The sequence below is a fragment of the Mycobacterium sp. genome, from assembly GCF_052143115.1.
GTDB lineage: Bacteria > Actinomycetota > Actinomycetes > Mycobacteriales > Mycobacteriaceae > Mycobacterium.
Genome location: NZ_JBKQTQ010000158.1, coordinates 15806 through 32526 on the forward strand (window position 1 = coordinate 15806; position 16721 = coordinate 32526).

A 16721-nucleotide genomic window follows, 5' to 3' on the forward strand; every position below is an offset into this window, starting at 1 on the left:
ACGAAGGAATCCCGGGAGTGAAGTTCGACCTAGCCACCAGTGTGCTGCGACGCGAAGCCGATGCCGGGCGCATCGGCGTCCTCGGCGCACACGCCAATCCCGACGTATCAAAAGTCTGGCGCGCGTCGACACCAAACGTGCCAATCGTCAACGACTCGCTGCCGAGTCGCTGACGATCGACCCCTTATTGACGAATCTCTTGGGCGGAGCGGATTAGCCGTGGCCGGAGCCGCAGCCGACGCCCGGAAGACATCCGGTACCACCCGGCACGCCGCCCGGACCCCAGAATTGGCCGCCGGTAACGCAGCCGACGCCGGGGACGCAGCCCTGCCCACCGGGACCGCCGCCGGGGCCGGTGAACTGCCCACCGGAGTCGCAGTTGCCGTTGACGTCGCATCCGCCTCCGCCTGGGTCTTGCTTGAAGACCACATGCGTCGGTGCCATGCCAGTCATCGCCGGGCCAGCCGCGAAAGCTTCAGCTGACGCCACAGGCGTAACAGCAATCGCCGCAGCAACAGCTCCACCAATTACCAGCGGTTTCATCAGATTCAATTTCGCTAACATGTGCGTCGTATACCCACTTCCACATATGTACAAAACACCCCTATCAAACATAGCTTGCGAAGCCCTGGAGGCGATTTCGTTCTTGAGCGAGTAGGCCCGTCGAAGCTTCACTCTCGGCGGTTGACCATGCTGATCACATTGCCGTCCGGGGCACGCACGAAGAACCGGCGCAAGCCCCACGCCTCTGTACCCAATGGATGCGCGATCTCGTAGCCGAGTTTCCGGGCTTCTGCATAGGCAGCGTCGATGTCGTCGGTGCAGACGGAAATGACCGAGTCTTCAGCGGCGGTGGCATCGCGCGTTACGAGCTGAACGACCGCCCTGCGGTCGGCCGAGGTATACCGGGCCACCCATCCCATGTTGAACTCCTCGTTGGTTAGTCCGAGGTAGTCGGCGTAGAAGCTCTTGGCCGCCTCAATATCGGCCACTCGAAGGTTGGCCATAACTTTTGTAGCTTGCATGTGCTTCTCCTTGTCGGTCACGGCGGCAGAGCCAGTCCGCCATCTTGCACGACGTTCTGTCGTCTAGCTTCGACTGAGCTCTGAAAGTTAGGAGTTACCCTGGCCCCGTGAGTGGCGACCGGGTGCCGGGCGGGGTGGTGCACAAGCTGCCCGCAGACCTTCGCGCGGCGCTAATGGCGAACTCCGAGGCGCTCACTGCCTGGAAGGACATCACGCCCTTGGCGCGCAGTGAGTTCATCTGCTGGGTCGAGGATGCCAAGCAAGAGGTGACTCGAAAGCGGCGCATTCGGCGGACCCAGGAGGAGCTCGAAGAAGGCCAGCGCCGGCCCTGCTGCTGGCCGGGGTGCAAGCACCGCGAGCGTACTGGCGAATAACCGCACGCGACATTCCCCTTCGCCGACCCCGCCTCCGAAGACGCCGCCCTCTCCGAAGCCAGCCACGCCGCCGAGCAACGCGTCCTCACCGCACCGCTGGACCGCCGGCAATAGCCTTCGCTCTTCTCGATAGCCGTCGACGTAATACGCTTACCGCATGGCGGAATGGGCGGGTCGGCATCGCGACGAGTTGGCCGGGCTTCCTCACTACCACGTCATCGCTGAAAACCACGACGATGAAGTCACTTACAGCGACGGGTTCACCTGGCCGTGCGCGCGCGGGTTCGCCGCCGACCTGATCTCACCGCCCGCGGGTGCCCCCATTCATGAGCCGGTAAAAGCCGTGTGGATCATCGAAGGCGACCTATTCTGGTGCCCACTCGCGCACGGTGATGACATCCCGGCCGACGAGCAGGCGACACCAGGATTTCTCGAGCAAGTGATGCACCAGCGGCCTTATTGGTCGGCCTAGTACGAATCCGCCCGTCGGGCGATCGCACTCGTTGCCACTAGGGGCGCGCGGCAGAAAGGACAAACGTCGTGGAATTCATCTTCAAAGATGAGGCGTTCAAGTTCGAGACGCTGCGCGCCGCCGGATTCGCCGGTGACGCGGGTGCTGACATCGGTGAAGTCATCGCAACGACCTCGCGGATCGTCGAAGGAGACGAACTGGGATGGACGAACGCGTGGCGCGCGACCGCCGACCGCACGGCCGAGCGCGGTGAGACCTCACTTGCCCTTGGCGACACCGTCAGCGCGCGGGAAGCGTTTCTGCGGGCTTCTGCCTACTACCGGTCCGCGGAGTTTTACTGTCGCAAAGATCCACGTCACGATCCCCGAGTCCTCGAACTCTCGCGGCTGTCGAAGAAGTATCTAGTGAAGGGCAGCGGCCTGTTGGAAGGACCGTTCTCGGAAGTCCTTATCCCATTCGAGGACACCGACCTGCCGGGCTACCTGTACCTGGTGGACAACAGTCGCCGGCCGCGACCGACAGTGATCTACACCAACGGCTTCGATTCCACCTCGGAGGAAGGGTATTTCGTCATCGGCGCGGCAGCCTTAAGACGCGGCTACAACTTCCTGGCCTATGACGGCCCCGGGCAAGGGTGGATGATCCGAGAACGAAATGTGGTCTACCGCCCGGACTGGGAAACCGTTCTCGGCCCGGTGGTCGACTTCGCTCTGACGACGCCAGAGATCGACGACAGCAAAATCGTCCATTTCGGCTACAGCCTCGGCGGCTACTTGGTGGCGCGCTATGCCGCATACGATCATCGATCGGCCGCCATCGTCTGCAACGACGGCCTGACGACCTTCTATGCGTCCTACCCTCCGATTCCCAAGGCGACACTCGACCTGATCGAGCAGCATCGCGATGACGAAGCGCTACCGCTGCTCGAGAAGATGGCGAGCAATGACACGAACGCGCGTTGGGGTCTGCAGAATGGGGTATGGGTTTACGGGGTTGACTCCCCGGCTGAATACGTTCGGAAGACGGCCGACTACACCCTCACCGAAGGGATGATTCGCAGCATCCGCACTCCCGTCCTCATCCTGGAAGGTGAGGACGACAAGGTTTTCGAAGGACAGGCTGCGGCGCTGGCACGACAACTGCAGGCACCGCACAAGCATGTCTTGATGCGCAGCGCCGACGGTGCGGGCGCCCATTGCCACGAAGGTGCGATGTATCAGCTTCACGAGGCCGTCTTCAACTACCTGGCGTCCACCTTGGCGTGAGCGGCCGTGAGCAATCGATGCGTAGCGTTTCGCTCAGATTTTTATCGCCGGTAGCAGTCTGGTGAGGTTCCACAGCTGATTGCGTCTGGCCGATAGAGAGGAGATCGCCAATGCGACGGCCCATATGCTGACAAGCACGATGACCGCCTGCCACAGCCGGAAATCGATGCCGCCCAGTATCAGCTGCCGCAGTCCGTTGACTCCGTAGGCCATTGGGTCGTAGTTGTGCAGAATCTGGAATGGCCTTGACGTGGTTTCCACCGGGTACATGCCGCCGGCGCTGACAAGCTGCAGCATGAGTAAAGCCATGATCAGTACGCGCCCCACCGCCGGGCCGACGAGAGCATTGATCGCCTGCGTCGCGGCGACGAACGCGCAGGAAACAAGAATCATGAATGCCAGCATCGCGACAGGATGAGCCGCGTGCATCCCGAGGGCGAATCGCACCACGCCATAAAGGATGACCGCCTGCACTATCCCGATCACCGCTGCGGGTAGGTAGCTCGCGAGCGCCACCCGGATTGCCAGCACCTCCGCGGCGATAGCGCGGTTTTGCAAGGGCCGCAGCACCATCCACAACACGAGTGCACCGAAGAACAAGGCGAGTGTCAGGAAGAACGGTGCCATGCCGGTGCCGAAGTTGGGCGCGGCGTTCTCATGTGTGGTTTCGAGGTTAACCGGGCCGCCGATGGTGTTGGCGATCGCGGCCTTCTGCTGAGTCGTCCAGTCGGGCACTTGCTTGGCGCCGTCAGCGAGTTTGGTTGCCAGCTCAGACGATCCCGTCTTGAGTTGCCCAGTCCCCGATGCCAGCTGCCCGGCACCGTCGTCGAGTTTGGCTATACCACTTGCCAACTCAGCGTTTCCGGAAGCCAGCTGTTGAGCTCCGTTGCGCAGTTGGGTGAGCTTGTTCGTCAGGTCCTGTCCCTTGCTGCCGATTTGGTCGAGGGCGGACTTCAGCGCGCTACCGGGTGCGCCCAGCGTCGAGCTCATCGCGGTAGCGGCGTTTTGCGCGTCGGTGAGCTGCTGGCGGATCTGAGGTGTGAACTGGTGTTGTCGGAGCTGATCCTGTACCCCGTTCAGCGTCGCCGCGGCGTTGCGTGCGGCCGGATCTTGGCTCGGGGATAGCTGATCGATCACCGATGAGAGTGAGTCGGCGGCGGCGTCCTGCGCCATGGCGATGGCATTGATCTGGTCGGCCGCCTGCTGCATCGCGGTTGCACCCTGGCGCAACTGCTCGGCGTTGCCGCCGACCGTCGAGAGCGCCTTGCTAACCGCGAGCAGTGGGTCGGTGGCCTCGTTGATGCCGTCGGACAGTTGCTTGGCGCCGGTGGCAAGCTGCGCCGAGCCGGATCGGGCGGTGTGCAGACCTGTCGAAAGCTGGTTGGCGCCGTCATCGACCTGCGCCGCTCCGTCAGCGAGTTGTTTCGCCCCGTCGGCGGCCTGCTTGATCCCTGAACCGGACGAGACGACCACGGACAGCACCTGATTGACCGCTTGCCCAGAGATCCGGGTCGACACGGCGTTGAGCACCTGGCTGATAGCGGTGCGGCCGATACTTGTCGAAATGTAGTTGTTGGCGTCGTTGTACACGGCGATGAGGTTGGCTTGTCTCGGTTGCCCGGTCACTGGCGATGCGATCGCCGCGCTGAAGTCGGGGGCCAACTCGATCATGAAGTAGTACTTGCCGTGTTCGACTCCGTCACGTGCTTCTTCGGGATTCACGACATGCCAGTCCAGGCTGCGGTCGGCGGTGAGGCTCTTGGCGATCTCATCGCCGGCGTTGATTTGCTGCCCGGAGACGACGCCGCCGCGGTCGGAGTTGACCAGCGCCACGGGCATCTTGTTCACATGGCCGAAGGGATCCCAGTACGCCCACAAGTACAGCGCTCCGTACACGAGCGGGAGCAGCATCAAGACCACGATCGCTGCGCGGGTCATCCGGCTGCGGCCGAAACGCTTGATTTCCGAACCAAATGCGAGCCCGGCAAGCATCGTTAGCCCCTTCCCGTCAGGGTGCGGTGATCGTGTAGGTCATGGGCGGGGGCGTCAGTGCCGAGCGGGTTGGTCACGCCCATGACGACGGTGCGCTGCGTCGCGATCGCGCCGAGCCGCTCGACCGCGAGCGCCCGCCGTGAGTTGTCCCGCACCTGCTCGAGGTCGCCGATCACCAGGATCGGACGGCTGGAAAACAGCGCCAGAGTGATGCGCAGCAAGAACAGTTCCAGGTCGGACAACTCCACGATGTAGGACTCGGCCGACGGCGGGGCCACCTCGCCGAAGACTTCGCCCAGTTCGGCCTGGCCGGACTGAGCCCGCACCCGCGCATACCACGGCGCTAGCCACCTGCGCTGCTCGGCGAGCACGGTCTGCACGGTCACTGACTCCTCCAGGTCATCGATGTCAGCGAATGCCGCGATCGAGCAGTGCCGGCGGATGGCGCGCGGTTCCGAATCCCCGAGCACAGTCACTGTGCCGTGGGCGGCCTTCAGTCGTCCGGCGAGCGTCAACAGCAGAGCTGTCTGCCCCGGTCCTCCGGGCATTTGAATGGCGTGAAACCCCGGGGTGAGGGCGAGATCGATATCCGAGAAAAGCGGCTTGTGCTCGCCGTCCACCCCCAGCCCGATGGCGGTGATCAGCGTCGGCTCAGGCTCGGTGTCCGTCGGCGTCGGCGGCGCAGCAGCATCCTGCTCGTCCTGTGCGTCCATTGGGTTTGCTCTTTTCGCAGATGGTGGACGTTAGGTCCATTCGATCAAAACGCGCAACGGTGAGGTAGACGCGGGCCACGCTGGCGCTTAACTGGCAGCGGGCTGTCTGAGCGGCCCGCAGGCAACATTGTCGGGTGCGCTAGATGTCAAGCGTGGGCCTGAACGCAGATCCTCTCAGGTCCCAGTGTTGACCGTTTGGATAACCGCCGCTAGCTGATCGGCAATCACCGGTGTGGCGGCAATAGTTGCGGCGGATTGGCACGTGTGCGGGTTGCCCTGGCATCGGTGACGTGCGTTCCGGCTTCGCGGGCTAAGAGTGTTCCCGCGGCGGTGTCCCAGGGTTTGTTGGACATCATGACGCACGCATCGAGGGCTCCTTCGGCATCCGGATGCGTTGGACGCGGGGTATGAGTTTGCCGGCCATCGACGCACTGCACGACGGCACTCGGGTGCTACACGATCCGCTGGTTTTCACCGGGACCTAGCAGCGGGGTGGATCAGCAAGGCGGTCAGGGTCGGTGTCTCCGACCGCACCCGCGCCCACCCGTCCAGCGCTTCAACACGACGGTTAAACACCGAACCGGCGCAGGCGAGGTTCCGCGCGACCACGCGGTCAATGTGGTCAGTCGCCGCCGGCCGCTGGAGGTTTAGTTGGTGACGCGCGAACCGGTCACGGGGCTGGTGGCGGCGGAACCTGCTGCCAGCCTTCTGTGTCCGAATAGGTCCAGCCGCAGGGCAGATAAGCCCAATGGGTATAACCCGTATCGCTCCATCCCCAGCATTTCGGCCCTTTCGGGTCAGGTGCCGGAGGTACGTCTGGGTCTGCCAGGGCAACGCCGCTGCCGCTGGTCAGCAGGCCGGCCGCCAGGGCCGCGACAATCATCGGTTTCATTTTCATAATGGGATTCTTTTCGGGTCCGCGTTGTTCGTCAAATCGAAACGGCCGATTACGGGTCGCGGATGCGCCGGAAAACTCGACCAGCACGTCGCTGGTGCGGGGTTCGCGCGGTGACGCTGCAGCGTCGGTCCACCGAATCGTCTTGCCATGCATTGTCTTTCGATGGCGCGATCGATCGCGGTCACCGACTTTGCACTGGAAGCGGCGACGACGACACGTTCCGCACGGCAGAGTCACCGACCAAATGACCCGTTGACCAAGCTGCAAGCTTTGCCCGTTGACATCACCCGCCTCGCCAGCACCAATGGCAACGATTTCGTCGGGTCTCAATGGTGGCAGCGCGACTGGTTCCAAGGCGAACTGATCGCCGCTATGCCAGATCGCAGCGACCGTCCAAGAGCCTCGCTCATCGGCGTGCCCATTCCTCGGCGAGCAGCCGGTAAGAACACACCCGGTCTTCGTGATCGTGGGTGACCGTCGTAATGATCAGCTCGTCGGCCTCGGTGGCATCACGCAATCGCTCCAACTGGTCCGCCACTTGCACTGCGGACCCGACAAACTGTGTTTCCACCCGATCCGTGACCAGTTCGCGGTCGGCATCGGTCCAGGTGTGGGCGCGCGCCTCGACTGCGGTGGGAAACGGGATCGCACCTTCGGCGGTCCGGATACTGCGCACCCAGAGCCCATAGCCTGCAGTCAGGTCACGAGCGGTGGCCTCATCCTCGGCAACGACGACGTCGGCCGAGACGGAGACGTAAGGCCGGTCGAGTTCGGCTGAGGGCCGGAACGCGGCCCGGTAAGCCTCGGTCGCCTCCAGCACCGTGGCCGGAGCGACATGGTAATTGGCGGCAAACCGCAGACCACGGTGGCCCGCGACGGCCGCGCTCTCACCGCCGCTGCTGCCCAAAATCCACACCTGAAGATCGGCGCCGCCTCCCGGCACCACGTGGGCCTCTTCGCCGTCGTCGGAACGATAGGTGTCGGCGATCAGCGCAAGAATGTCGTCGACCTGCTCGGGGTAGTTCTGTGATTCCGCACCCGGCAGCTGGAGCAATGCCTTGTGCAACGCGAAGCGCGGCGACTTCAAAAGCCGTGTTAGATCGAACTTCGGCGGGATCAGCAGTCCATTGGCGGTACTTCCATTGCTCGACGCCGGCGAGGCTGGAGCAGTCGGTGGCGAGGATTTCGGCTCGCGCGGCTTGCCGCCGCTGCGTCCTAAACCGAGGTCGAATCGGCCTGGGTGCAGCGCATCTAAGAGGCCGAACTCCTCCACCGTCGACAAAGCCGTGCGATGACCCATCTGTACTGCGCCCGACCCGAGCCGAATCGTCGAGGTCTCAGCGGCAGTCAGGGCCAGCAGTACAGCGGGTGAGGTGCCGGCGACGCCGGGATTGAGATGATGTTCGGCGAACCAGTAGCGCGCGTAGCCCAAACTCTCTGTGTGCCGGGCAAGATCAATGCTGTTATGCAAGGCTTGCGTCGCGGTCGAGCCTGACGAGATCGGCACCAGGTCGAGCACCGTCAGCGGAGTCGTCATATCGCTTACGACGCCACCGAGTTAGGCGCGTCTGCGGCGTTGGATCGCCGTGGCGTCGACAACGGCGCCAGGCCCAGGTGCTCGCGCAGCGTCGTGCCGGTGTAGTCAGACCGGAACACTCCGCGCTCCTGAAGGAACGGAACGACCTGGTCGACGAACGGATCGAGCCCACCAGGTGTGATGTGCGGGACGAGGATGAATCCATCGCTGGCATCGGCCTGGACGAGGTCGTTGATCGTCGCGGCGACGGTCTGGGCTGAGCCGATGAACGATTGGCGTCCGGTGACCTCGACGATCAGTTCGCGCGTGCTCAGATTCTCCGCCTCGGCTTTGGCCCGCCATTCGTTGGCGATCGGAATCGGGTCCCGAAACATGCGAACGCTGGCCCGGCCGCGCGAGATAGTGTTCTCCCCCACCGCGGGATCCACAGTCGGCAGCGGACCGTCCGGGTCGTGGTCGGACAGGTCCCGGTTCCAGAGTTGTTCGAGGAATTTGATCGCCGTCTGCGGCGACACCTGGGCCAGTCGCACGTCATGTGCGATTTCGGCGGCCTCCTCGTCGGTCTCGCCGATGACGAATGTCGCGGCCGGCAGGATGAGCAGCTCGTCGCGGTGGCGTCCATAGCGGGCGAGGCGGCCCTTCACGTCGGCATAGAATGCTTGCCCGGCCGCTAAAGTGCTGTGTCTGGAGAAGATCGCGTCCGCGGCGGCGGCGGCGAAGTCACGGCCCTGGTCGGAGTCGCCGGCCTGAAAGATCACCGGCCGGCCCTGCGGGCTTCTCGGAACGTTGAACCGGCCGTGGATGTCGAAATGGGCGTCCCTGTGGGCAAATGCGCCGGCATTCGGATCGGACACGAAGACACCGGCCGCCTTGTCTGCCACGATCTCGTCGCCGCGCCAGGAGTCGAACAGCTCCTGCGTGGTCTGCAGGAATGTCTTGGCCCGCTCGTAGCGCTGTTCCTCGGCCAGGAACCCACCGCGGCGAAAGTTCTCGCCGGTGAACGCATCCCACGAGGTCACGACATTCCAGGCGGCACGCCCGCCGGAGAGATGGTCTAACGAAGCGAACTGCCGGGCCACCTCGTAGGGCTCGTTGAAGGTGGAGTTGATGGTGCCCGTCAGTCCGAGCCGCTCGGTGACTGCCGCCAGTGCGGCCAGCACGGTGAAAGTGTCTGGGCGCCCGACCACATCGAGGTCGTAGATCTGGCCGTTCTGTTCGCGCAACCGCAAACCTTCAGCCAGGAAAAGGAAATCGAACTTGCCCCGTTCGGCCGTCTGGGCAAATTGCGCAAACGAACTGAACTCGATATGACTGCCGGCGGCCGGGTCGGTCCACACCGTCGTGTTGTTGACGCCGGGAAAATGCGCCGCCAAGTGAATCTGCTTAATCGGCTTGCTCATTGGAAGGATCCTCGGTTTCGGGCGTGTCAGGCGATCGCGTAGCGGTTGGCGGGACGGGCCAGTCCGAGCAACCCGCGTAGTGTGTCAGCCTCGTAGCCGTTGCGGAACAGCCCTCGGCGGCGCAACTCGGGCACCAGACCCTCGGTGATTTGAACGAGGTCATGTGGTAGTGCGGCGGGTCGGAGCCGGAACCCGGATAACCCGGCCGCATGCCACTCGTGCAGCACATCGGCAAGTTCCGCAGGAGTTCCGACGAAAACCTCAGCATCGCTTCGGTATTCGGCACCGGTGAGATCATCGAGCCGATCTCGACGCGCGCGCGCCCCTTGCGGAGTGCGGTCGAGGAACACTAGCAGATCACCGAAGACGTGCACCGTATCGCGGCGTCGGCCGGCCGCCCATTGCAGCGACGCGATCTCGCCGGCAATCTCCGCAGCCTGAGCGGCGTCGTGGGGGGTAACGAATCCAACGTCGGCACTGCTCGCGATCAGCTGATAGGACGCACCGCCGTGGCCCAGCGCGGCGACGATCGGCTGGCCCTGCGGCGGACGGGGAGTAATCGAGGGCCCTTTTACGGCGAACCAACGCCCCTCGAAGTCGATGTAGTGCAGCTTGTCCCGGTCGACGAACCGTCCGCTGGCAACATCACGGATCTCGGCATCGTCTTCCCAGCTGTCCCACAAGCGACGGAGCACCTCGATGTAGTCAGCGGTCTCGGCGAAGTACTCGGCGATCTGCTGCTGGGCGGCCGGGTCATCGATGGCCTCGACTGACAGGTGGGGCAGCGTGCGGCGCCCGAAATGGGCTGCTACGTCGTGGCGTGCCGAGATCTGAACCCGGACACCGGCTCGTCCTGCGCTGACATAGTCAAGCGTGGCGATTGACTTCGACACATGAAACGGCTCGGTATGGGTGACGATCGCTGTCGGCACTAATCCGATTCCCCGAGTGCGCGGCGCGATCCGGGCGGCGATGAGCACCGCGTCCAACCGGCCGCGAACCCGATCGGTCCGGTGGTCGGGTTCGAGGTGATCGTCGGACTGCACACCCAACGAGTCCTCGATCGTCACGAAGTCCAGCGATGCGGCCTGAGCTTCACCGACCAGACCAGACCAGTAGTGTGCGTTGAACAACTCTGACGGCCGCGCGTCGGATTCACGCCACGCGGCCGGATGCCACCCGGCACCGTCCAACGCCACAGCAAGGTGCAAGCGAGTCGATAAATCAGGCATCAGACCTGCCTTCCTAGCAAGGACGACCATCGGACCGGAGCGGCAACGACAGACGCCGACAGCGATCTCTAACGACGGGAATCGCTAGTCGATTCCAGGTCGGCCGCCGCGCACGCGTGAAATGTCGGGCGGCCGACAACACCCACCGTGGTACGGAGACATTGTCGACTGCGTGTTGTCTCCTGCGCTACCGCTCAAGTCGTGCGATTTCCGAGTTTAGCGAGGTAGAGCAGACCGCGCCGAAGGCTCACGATCACCGGCTGGGCGTTCGTACGGCGCGATACGCAGCAGCGTCTTTGAAATCATCGCGATTGCAAACCCGTGTTGGTCAGCAGTGGCAGCACGCCTTCGGCGAACCAGTACGCCTCTTCCAAGTGCGGGTAACCCGACAGGATGAACTCGTCGAAACCCAGCAAGTGGTACTCGGTAATCAGGTCGGCTACTTCCTGGTGACTCCCTACCAACGCTGTGCCCGCACCCCCGCGGACCAGGCCCACTCCGGCCCACAGATTCGGGTAGATCTCCAGCTTGTCGACTCGGCCCCCGTGCAGCGCGGTCATCCTCCGTTGGCCCTCGGATTCCGAACTAGCGTGCAGCGCCGTAGCTTTGGCGATCTGGTCATCGGTGAGCCCGGCGAGCATCTCGTTGGCGACAGCCCAAGCCGCAGCCGACGTCTCACGACTGATGGTGTGCAGCCGAATGCCGAACCGGACTTTGCGGCCGAGGGCGGCAGCTTGGTCCCTCACCCGTTCGATCTTCGCGGCTGCGGCCTGCGGCGGCTCACCCCAGGTGAGGTAGACGTCGGCGAACTCAGCCGCGATCGGCAGCGCGGCGGCCGATGAACCGCCAAAGTAAATCTCCGGCAACGGATTCGGCGGCGCCGGGACTCGGGCATCGGCAACGGTGTAGTACTTGCCGGTGAAATCGACAGAGTCCTGCGTCCATATGGACTGCACGATCCGCAGGAATTCGGCGGTGCGAGCGTAGCGCTCGTCGTGGCCGAGCCAGTCACCGAACCGGCGTTGCTCGGCGTCGTCGCCGCCACTGACGACGTTGAGCAACACTCTGCCTTCAGAGAAGCGTTGCAGCGTCGCGGTCTGCTGCGCGGCCAACGTGGGTGGCACTAGGCCGGGACGGAATGCGACCAAGAACTTGAGCTTCGCAGTCTCTGCCAGCAACGCGGCCGAGGTCAGCCACGCGTCTTCGCACCACGTCCCCGTCGGCGTAAGTACGCCTGCAAAGCCCAGCCGGTCGGCGGCGCGCGCGACTTCCGCCAGGTATTGGCGGCTGGGTGCGCGATATCCGTTCGGAATCGGGCGGTTCGATGATGCGTGCGACCCGCCGACGATCGAGCGGCTGTCACCGGTGGTGGGCAAGAACCAGAAAAATCGAGGAGACATCTGTCGTCGACGCTAGGTTCCCGACGAATAGAGAACAAGTTGCATTCTGAGCGCATTAAACTCGTGCGCCACGGGACGGGTTTGATTATCTTTCTCGGGCGTGCCGCGCGAACTGCACTTATTGGCCTTCGGGAACGCCCGATCGGCCGGATCGTGGCGTCACCCCGAGGTCGACAACAGCCCCTCCGGCGTGCTGCGACGACTGGTGGCCAAAGTCCAGACTGCGGAAGCCGGCGGCTTCGACGCGGTGTTCTTCGCTGACGGATTGAACTATGGGCCACCGGCGACGTGGGCCTACAAGACCACCGAAGATTTCGAACCACTCACCACAACGGCGGCGCTGTCGTCGGTTACCGATGCGATCGGGCTAGTGGTCACCGGCTCGGCAACCCTGGTCCCACCATTTCAGTTGGCCCGCCAGCTGCTCTCGCTGGATCACCTCAGCGGCGGTCGGGCAGGCTGGAATTTGGTCACCAGCTTCGCCCACGCGGCAGCCGACAATTTCAGCGCCCGCGGCGTCGTCGATCATGACGAGCGCTATCTGATCGCCGAAGAAGCCCTCGACGTCGTTCAGAAGCTATGGGACGGCTGGGCCGAGGACACGATCATCGAGGATCGGGCAGCCGGAATCTTCAATGACGTCAGCAAGATTCAGGTGGCCGATCACCACGGTCAATACTTTGACGTGCGCGGACCTATCGGTTCGGCCCGCTCGCCGCAAGGTCGGCCAGTGCTATTTCAAGCCGGATCCTCGCCGACCGGTCGGCGGTTCGCCGCGCGCCACGCCGAGGTGATCTTCACCGGTCAGGGCACCCCTGACCGGGCACGAAAGTTCTACCGGCAGATCCACGACGAGGCCCGCCGTGAAGGGCGGGGCACCCCTCCGCTGATCACCCCGTCGCTGCGGTTCATTGTCGGATCGACCGAAGAAGAAGTACAGCGCAACGAACGCAGCGCCTATGAGTACTTCAGCCCCGAATACCAGGCTGGCTGGCTGCTGGAAGTCGACGTCGACGTCACCGGCGTCGATCTCGACGGCCCGGTGCCCGCGTCGGCGTTCCCCGACAGTACTCAGACCCACCAGACCGCTCTGGCCGGATACCGAGCGCTCGCAACCGATGGCAACCCGACCGTGCGAGAGTTCCTGTACCGCACTGTAAACGGCTGGGGCGCCAGCATAACCGGAACTCCAGAGCAGATCGCTGACGAAATCGAAGAATGGTTCGCCTCCCACGCGTCCGACGGGTTCGTCCTCGGCGAGTCGGGGCTGCCGCAGCAACTCGAAGATTTCGTCGAACAGGTGGTGCCGCTGCTCCGTAAGCGCGGCCTTTTCCGCCACGAGTACGCCGGAACGACACTGCGCAGCCACTTGGGCTTGAACACGCCGGCCAATCGATACGAGGCGTAATGACTTCCCGAACAACGTATCTGAGAGAGCCGACAGCAGGTATCGACGAGTTACGAACGCGGTTCCGTCCGCTGTTCGAGCGAATTGCCGAGGGCAACGTCGAGCGGGAGCGGTCCCGCGTATTTCCGCACGAGCAGGTCCGTTTGCTCAACGACGCAGGGCTGGGCGTGGTGCGGATTCCCGTAGAGTACGGCGGGCTGGGTGCGTCGCTGGAGCAGACCTTCGCGCTGCTCGCCGATCTCGGCGAAGCCGACGCCAATGTGTCCCATGTCTGGCGCAACCATCTGGCGTTCGTGGAAGACCGGCTCAACGCCGCGGTGTCGCACACCAATGACCGGTGGATCAAGCGATTTCTGGCGGGAGCATATGTCGGCGGCGGCTGGACGGAGGCCAACAATGGCACGTTGGCCAACCTTGCCACCACAGTTTCCGCCGAAGATGACCACTGGGCGGTGTCCGGGGCGAAGTTCTATGCCACCGGAAGCCTTTACGCCGATTGGCTCGACGTGATCGGTCGCGGCGACGACGGTGAACTGTGGACGGCGCTGGTGCGCGCGGACAGCCCGGGCCTGACAATCGTCGATGACTGGAAGGGATTTGGGCAACGCACCACGGCAAGCGGATCAGTCCGCTATGACCGGGTGCGGGCCGAACGCGGCGACGTGTTCCCGGCGGCCGAGCGGTTCAGCTACCAGCCGCACTTCTACCAGATCGCCATGCTCGCGGTGCTGACCGGAATCACCCGTGCGGCTAGCCGGGACGGCATGGCTGCGCTGAAGCGACGAGGGCGCAACTATCCCCAGGGACTGGCAGAAACACCGTCGGAAGACGCCCAGCTACTGCAAGTCATCGGCGAGGTGTCAGCGGACGTATTCGCCGCGCAGGCCGCTCTCGAGAAAGCTGCCCGCAGCCTTGACCACATCGTCGCTGCCCGACCAGACTGGGGCGGCAGCAGGCAACACCTGATCGATGCCGACGTCGCAGTCACCCAGGCGCAGTTAGTGATCATCGCTGCTGCCCTGCGGGCCACCACCGGCGTCTTCGACGCGCTGGGCGCGTCCGGAGTTTCCGAAGAGCTATTACTGGACCGCCATTGGCGAAACGCCCGCACCCTGGCATCCCACAATCCGCGGGTCTACAAAGCACGGATTCTCGGTGACTGGCTGATCAACGGGAAGGACCCAGTGCCCAATATCGCGAAATTCGGACGCGGCGGTCAGGGGAACTGAGGCGCCGGGACTGCCGGTGCCGACCCAAGACATGATGGTCGAATGACCACCGAGATCCGCGTGCTCGACAGTGAGGAAGACCTCATCGCTGCGGCGAACCTTTTTCGCACCGCGATGGTCGGTTTCCCGCCGCTGTCGAACGTGGCACCCGGCCAGATCACCAAGCTACTCGAACCCGGTCGCACCATAGGAGCATTCGTCGAAGGACGACTCGTTGGCACCGCTGACGCGGTCACAAGCGGACTGGCCCTTCCGGGTGGAGCGGTCGTGGGCCACGCCGCCGTGACACATATCGGGGTGCTGCCGTCGTTCACCCGACAAGGTATCGCTACCGAACTGATCCGCCACCAGTTGCACGACATCGCCGCACGGGGTGAGGTGGTCGCGACGCTGCGGGCTTCGGAGGCAACGATCTATGAGCGGTACGGGTACGGCGTAGCCAGTTCATCGCAAAGCGTCGAGGTGCACACGGCGCGCGCCGCGCTGCGTCCCGACGTCGGCACCGGTGGTCCGGTGCGCTTGATCGACGCGGCCGAAGTGTGGGAGGTCCTACCGCGGATCTATGCCGAGAATCGCTCATCCCGGCCGGGAACCATCGACCGCCCCGAGGTGTGGTGGCAGGGCTTGCGGCTGCGCACCGAATCCGTCTCGGGGGCTTCGTATGTCGCGGTACACGGTGAGCCGGGATCTCAATCTGGCTTCGCCCGTTATCGTCCCATCGACACCGAGACTTGGTTCGTCAGCGATCAGCGCACCATCGTCGTCGAGGACTTCTTTGCACCCACGATGGAGGCCTATCTCGGGCTGCTGCGTTTTCTGCTCGGACTGGATCTTATTGACCGCGTGATGTTCTGGATGCTGCCGGTCGACGATCCACTGCCGTGGCTGCTTGCTGATCGACGGGCCGCGCGGATTACGGCAGTGCATGACGAAACGTGGCTGCGCATCGTCGACGCGCAGCAGGCACTATCGGCACGCCGATATGGGGGCGACGGCGCCGTCACCATAGGCGTCGATGATGCCCTCTTGCAGCAGAATTCAGCCACTTTCAGCATTGCGGCCGGCAGTGCCGAGCCGACGGACCGACGCCCGCAACTCCACGTCGGTGTTGCGGGCCTGGCCGCGGTTCTTTTGGGCGGTGCGACCTGGCGCAGTCTGGCCTCCGGCGGGTTGGTCCGCGTGGACGATCCGGCAGCGCTTGACGTCGTCGATCGGCTCTTCGCGGTGCGTGACGCGCCATATGCAGGGTTCTTCTTCTAGCGGCTTCTAGCGGCCAGCGTCGGCAGGAGCACCACACCCGCGGCAAGGCCGCGACCTAGACTGGTCCGGTGCGGATCGCTCTCTGCTCCGACGAGCCCTATCCGGTGCATGCCACCGTGCACGTCTGGCTCGAGGAACACGGGCACGAAGTCGTGCCTTTCGGGTCCGTCGCGACCGGGGCGGAGACGGCGTGGGCGCTGGCAGCGGAAAGCGCCGCCCAAGCCGTCGCGAACGGCGATTGCGATCAAGGCGTGTTCTTCTGCTGGACCGGAACCGGCATCAGCATCGCGGCGAACAAGGTTTCCGGCATCCGTGCCGCCCTATGCTCCGATCCCGGGCAGGCGGCGGGAGCGCGAGTGTGGAACCACGCCAATGTCTTATGCCTTTCGAACCGCACGCTTGCCGACGACCTTGCCAAAGAAGTCCTAGCCACATGGTTCGATACCGAACCGGACGGCCGGGGCGACGCTGGTGTCGCCGACCTCGCCGCGGTCGAGGGTCGCAACCGACACTAGG

The 16721-nt window shown here is 64.0% G+C and carries 17 protein-coding genes and 1 pseudogene; 8 read left to right on the forward strand and 10 right to left on the reverse strand.

Features of this window, described 5'->3' with window-relative positions; genetic code table 11:
• The first annotated feature begins 17 nt into the window (after positions 1–17).
• Positions 18–173 carry a hypothetical protein gene (locus ACLQI9_RS16065; protein ID WP_442377502.1) on the forward strand — a complete coding sequence of 52 codons (156 nt, stop codon included), beginning with the start codon at positions 18–20 and terminating at the stop codon, positions 171–173.
• A gap of 40 nt (positions 174–213) precedes the next feature.
• Here ACLQI9_RS16065 and ACLQI9_RS16070 read toward each other — a convergent pair whose 3' ends face one another.
• Positions 214–543, reverse strand: a complete 330-nt coding sequence (locus ACLQI9_RS16070; RefSeq protein ID WP_442377504.1) for a PE-PGRS family protein — start codon at positions 541–543, stop codon at positions 214–216.
• Between the two features lie 128 nt (positions 544–671).
• Positions 672–1025, reverse strand: a complete 354-nt coding sequence (locus tag ACLQI9_RS16075; RefSeq protein WP_442377532.1) for a VOC family protein — start codon at positions 1023–1025, stop codon at positions 672–674.
• Positions 1026–1132: 107 nt separating this feature from the next.
• Here ACLQI9_RS16075 and ACLQI9_RS16080 point away from each other — a divergent pair, with 107 nt between their 5' ends.
• From ACLQI9_RS16080 to ACLQI9_RS16090, 3 genes are all read left to right on the forward strand, one after another.
• A complete protein-coding gene (locus ACLQI9_RS16080; protein ID WP_442377506.1) occupies positions 1133–1399 on the forward strand; it encodes a YdeI/OmpD-associated family protein in 267 nt (88 codons plus the stop codon).
• A gap of 157 nt (positions 1400–1556) precedes the next feature.
• The gene (locus ACLQI9_RS16085) at positions 1557–1871 is read left to right on the forward strand and encodes a hypothetical protein (protein WP_442377508.1); all 315 of its coding nucleotides are present in this window, start codon (positions 1557–1559) and stop codon (positions 1869–1871) included.
• 68 nt (positions 1872–1939) lie between these two features.
• Complete coding sequence (locus tag ACLQI9_RS16090; RefSeq protein WP_442377510.1) at positions 1940–3136, forward strand: alpha/beta hydrolase family protein; 1197 nt, start codon at positions 1940–1942, stop codon at positions 3134–3136.
• 33 nt (positions 3137–3169) lie between these two features.
• On the opposite strand, the gene ACLQI9_RS16095 is transcribed toward ACLQI9_RS16090, so the two are convergent.
• From ACLQI9_RS16095 to ACLQI9_RS16130, 8 genes and pseudogenes are all read right to left on the reverse strand, one after another.
• Positions 3170–5128 carry a YhgE/Pip family protein gene (locus ACLQI9_RS16095; RefSeq protein ID WP_442377512.1) on the reverse strand — a complete coding sequence of 653 codons (1959 nt, stop codon included), beginning with the start codon at positions 5126–5128 and terminating at the stop codon, positions 3170–3172.
• Between the two features lie 2 nt (positions 5129–5130).
• Positions 5131–5841, reverse strand: a complete 711-nt coding sequence (locus ACLQI9_RS16100; RefSeq protein ID WP_442377514.1) for a hypothetical protein — start codon at positions 5839–5841, stop codon at positions 5131–5133.
• 174 nt (positions 5842–6015) lie between these two features.
• Positions 6016–6224, reverse strand: a pseudogene (locus tag ACLQI9_RS16105) (inositol monophosphatase family protein); the annotation flags it as partial.
• Positions 6225–6511: 287 nt separating this feature from the next.
• Complete coding sequence (locus ACLQI9_RS16110; protein WP_442377515.1) at positions 6512–7069, reverse strand: hypothetical protein; 558 nt, start codon at positions 7067–7069, stop codon at positions 6512–6514.
• A gap of 76 nt (positions 7070–7145) precedes the next feature.
• Positions 7146–8276, reverse strand: coding sequence for an LLM class flavin-dependent oxidoreductase (locus ACLQI9_RS16115; protein WP_442377517.1), 1131 nt, complete (start codon positions 8274–8276; stop codon positions 7146–7148).
• A gap of 5 nt (positions 8277–8281) precedes the next feature.
• Positions 8282–9676: an NtaA/DmoA family FMN-dependent monooxygenase gene (locus ACLQI9_RS16120; RefSeq protein ID WP_442377519.1), complete on the reverse strand. Its 1395-nt coding sequence runs from the start codon at positions 9674–9676 to the stop codon at positions 8282–8284.
• A gap of 26 nt (positions 9677–9702) precedes the next feature.
• Positions 9703–10908: an LLM class flavin-dependent oxidoreductase gene (locus ACLQI9_RS16125; protein ID WP_442377521.1), complete on the reverse strand. Its 1206-nt coding sequence runs from the start codon at positions 10906–10908 to the stop codon at positions 9703–9705.
• 302 nt (positions 10909–11210) lie between these two features.
• Entirely contained in the window at positions 11211–12308 is a 1098-nt protein-coding gene (locus ACLQI9_RS16130; RefSeq protein WP_442377523.1) for an LLM class flavin-dependent oxidoreductase, read from the reverse strand.
• A gap of 100 nt (positions 12309–12408) precedes the next feature.
• Between ACLQI9_RS16130 and ACLQI9_RS16135 the strand changes: the two genes are divergently transcribed.
• From ACLQI9_RS16135 to ACLQI9_RS16150, 4 genes are all read left to right on the forward strand, one after another.
• Entirely contained in the window at positions 12409–13716 is a 1308-nt protein-coding gene (locus ACLQI9_RS16135; protein WP_442377524.1) for an NtaA/DmoA family FMN-dependent monooxygenase, read from the forward strand.
• Positions 13716–14945, forward strand: coding sequence for an acyl-CoA dehydrogenase family protein (locus tag ACLQI9_RS16140; protein WP_442391916.1), 1230 nt, complete (start codon positions 13716–13718; stop codon positions 14943–14945). Before ACLQI9_RS16135 ends, ACLQI9_RS16140 begins: the two co-directional genes overlap by 1 nt.
• A 42-nt stretch (positions 14946–14987) precedes the next feature.
• Positions 14988–16205 carry a GNAT family N-acetyltransferase gene (locus ACLQI9_RS16145; protein WP_442391917.1) on the forward strand — a complete coding sequence of 406 codons (1218 nt, stop codon included), beginning with the start codon at positions 14988–14990 and terminating at the stop codon, positions 16203–16205.
• 68 nt (positions 16206–16273) lie between these two features.
• Positions 16274–16720, forward strand: a complete 447-nt coding sequence (locus ACLQI9_RS16150; protein ID WP_442377530.1) for an RpiB/LacA/LacB family sugar-phosphate isomerase — start codon at positions 16274–16276, stop codon at positions 16718–16720.
• Position 16721 lies beyond the last annotated feature (1 nt).

Excerpts from the sequence above, each read along its gene's own strand:
- ACLQI9_RS16125 (WP_442377521.1), bottom strand. The coding sequence starts at position 10,908 with ATGCCTGATTTATCGACTCGCTTGCACCTTGCTGTGGCGTTGGACGGT.
- ACLQI9_RS16070 (WP_442377504.1), bottom strand. The coding sequence starts at position 543 with ATGAAACCGCTGGTAATTGGTGGAGCTGTTGCTGCGGCGATTGCTGTT.
- ACLQI9_RS16145 (WP_442391917.1), top strand. The coding sequence starts at position 14,988 with ATGACCACCGAGATCCGCGTGCTCGACAGTGAGGAAGACCTCATCGCT.
- ACLQI9_RS16140 (WP_442391916.1), top strand. The coding sequence starts at position 13,716 with ATGACTTCCCGAACAACGTATCTGAGAGAGCCGACAGCAGGTATCGAC.
- ACLQI9_RS16095 (WP_442377512.1), bottom strand. The coding sequence starts at position 5,128 with ATGCTTGCCGGGCTCGCATTTGGTTCGGAAATCAAGCGTTTCGGCCGC.
- ACLQI9_RS16100 (WP_442377514.1), bottom strand. The coding sequence starts at position 5,841 with ATGGACGCACAGGACGAGCAGGATGCTGCTGCGCCGCCGACGCCGACG.
- ACLQI9_RS16085 (WP_442377508.1), top strand. The coding sequence starts at position 1,557 with ATGGCGGAATGGGCGGGTCGGCATCGCGACGAGTTGGCCGGGCTTCCT.
- ACLQI9_RS16120 (WP_442377519.1), bottom strand. The coding sequence starts at position 9,676 with ATGAGCAAGCCGATTAAGCAGATTCACTTGGCGGCGCATTTTCCCGGC.
- ACLQI9_RS16130 (WP_442377523.1), bottom strand. The coding sequence starts at position 12,308 with ATGTCTCCTCGATTTTTCTGGTTCTTGCCCACCACCGGTGACAGCCGC.
- ACLQI9_RS16075 (WP_442377532.1), bottom strand. The coding sequence starts at position 1,025 with ATGCAAGCTACAAAAGTTATGGCCAACCTTCGAGTGGCCGATATTGAG.
- ACLQI9_RS16115 (WP_442377517.1), bottom strand. The coding sequence starts at position 8,276 with ATGACGACTCCGCTGACGGTGCTCGACCTGGTGCCGATCTCGTCAGGC.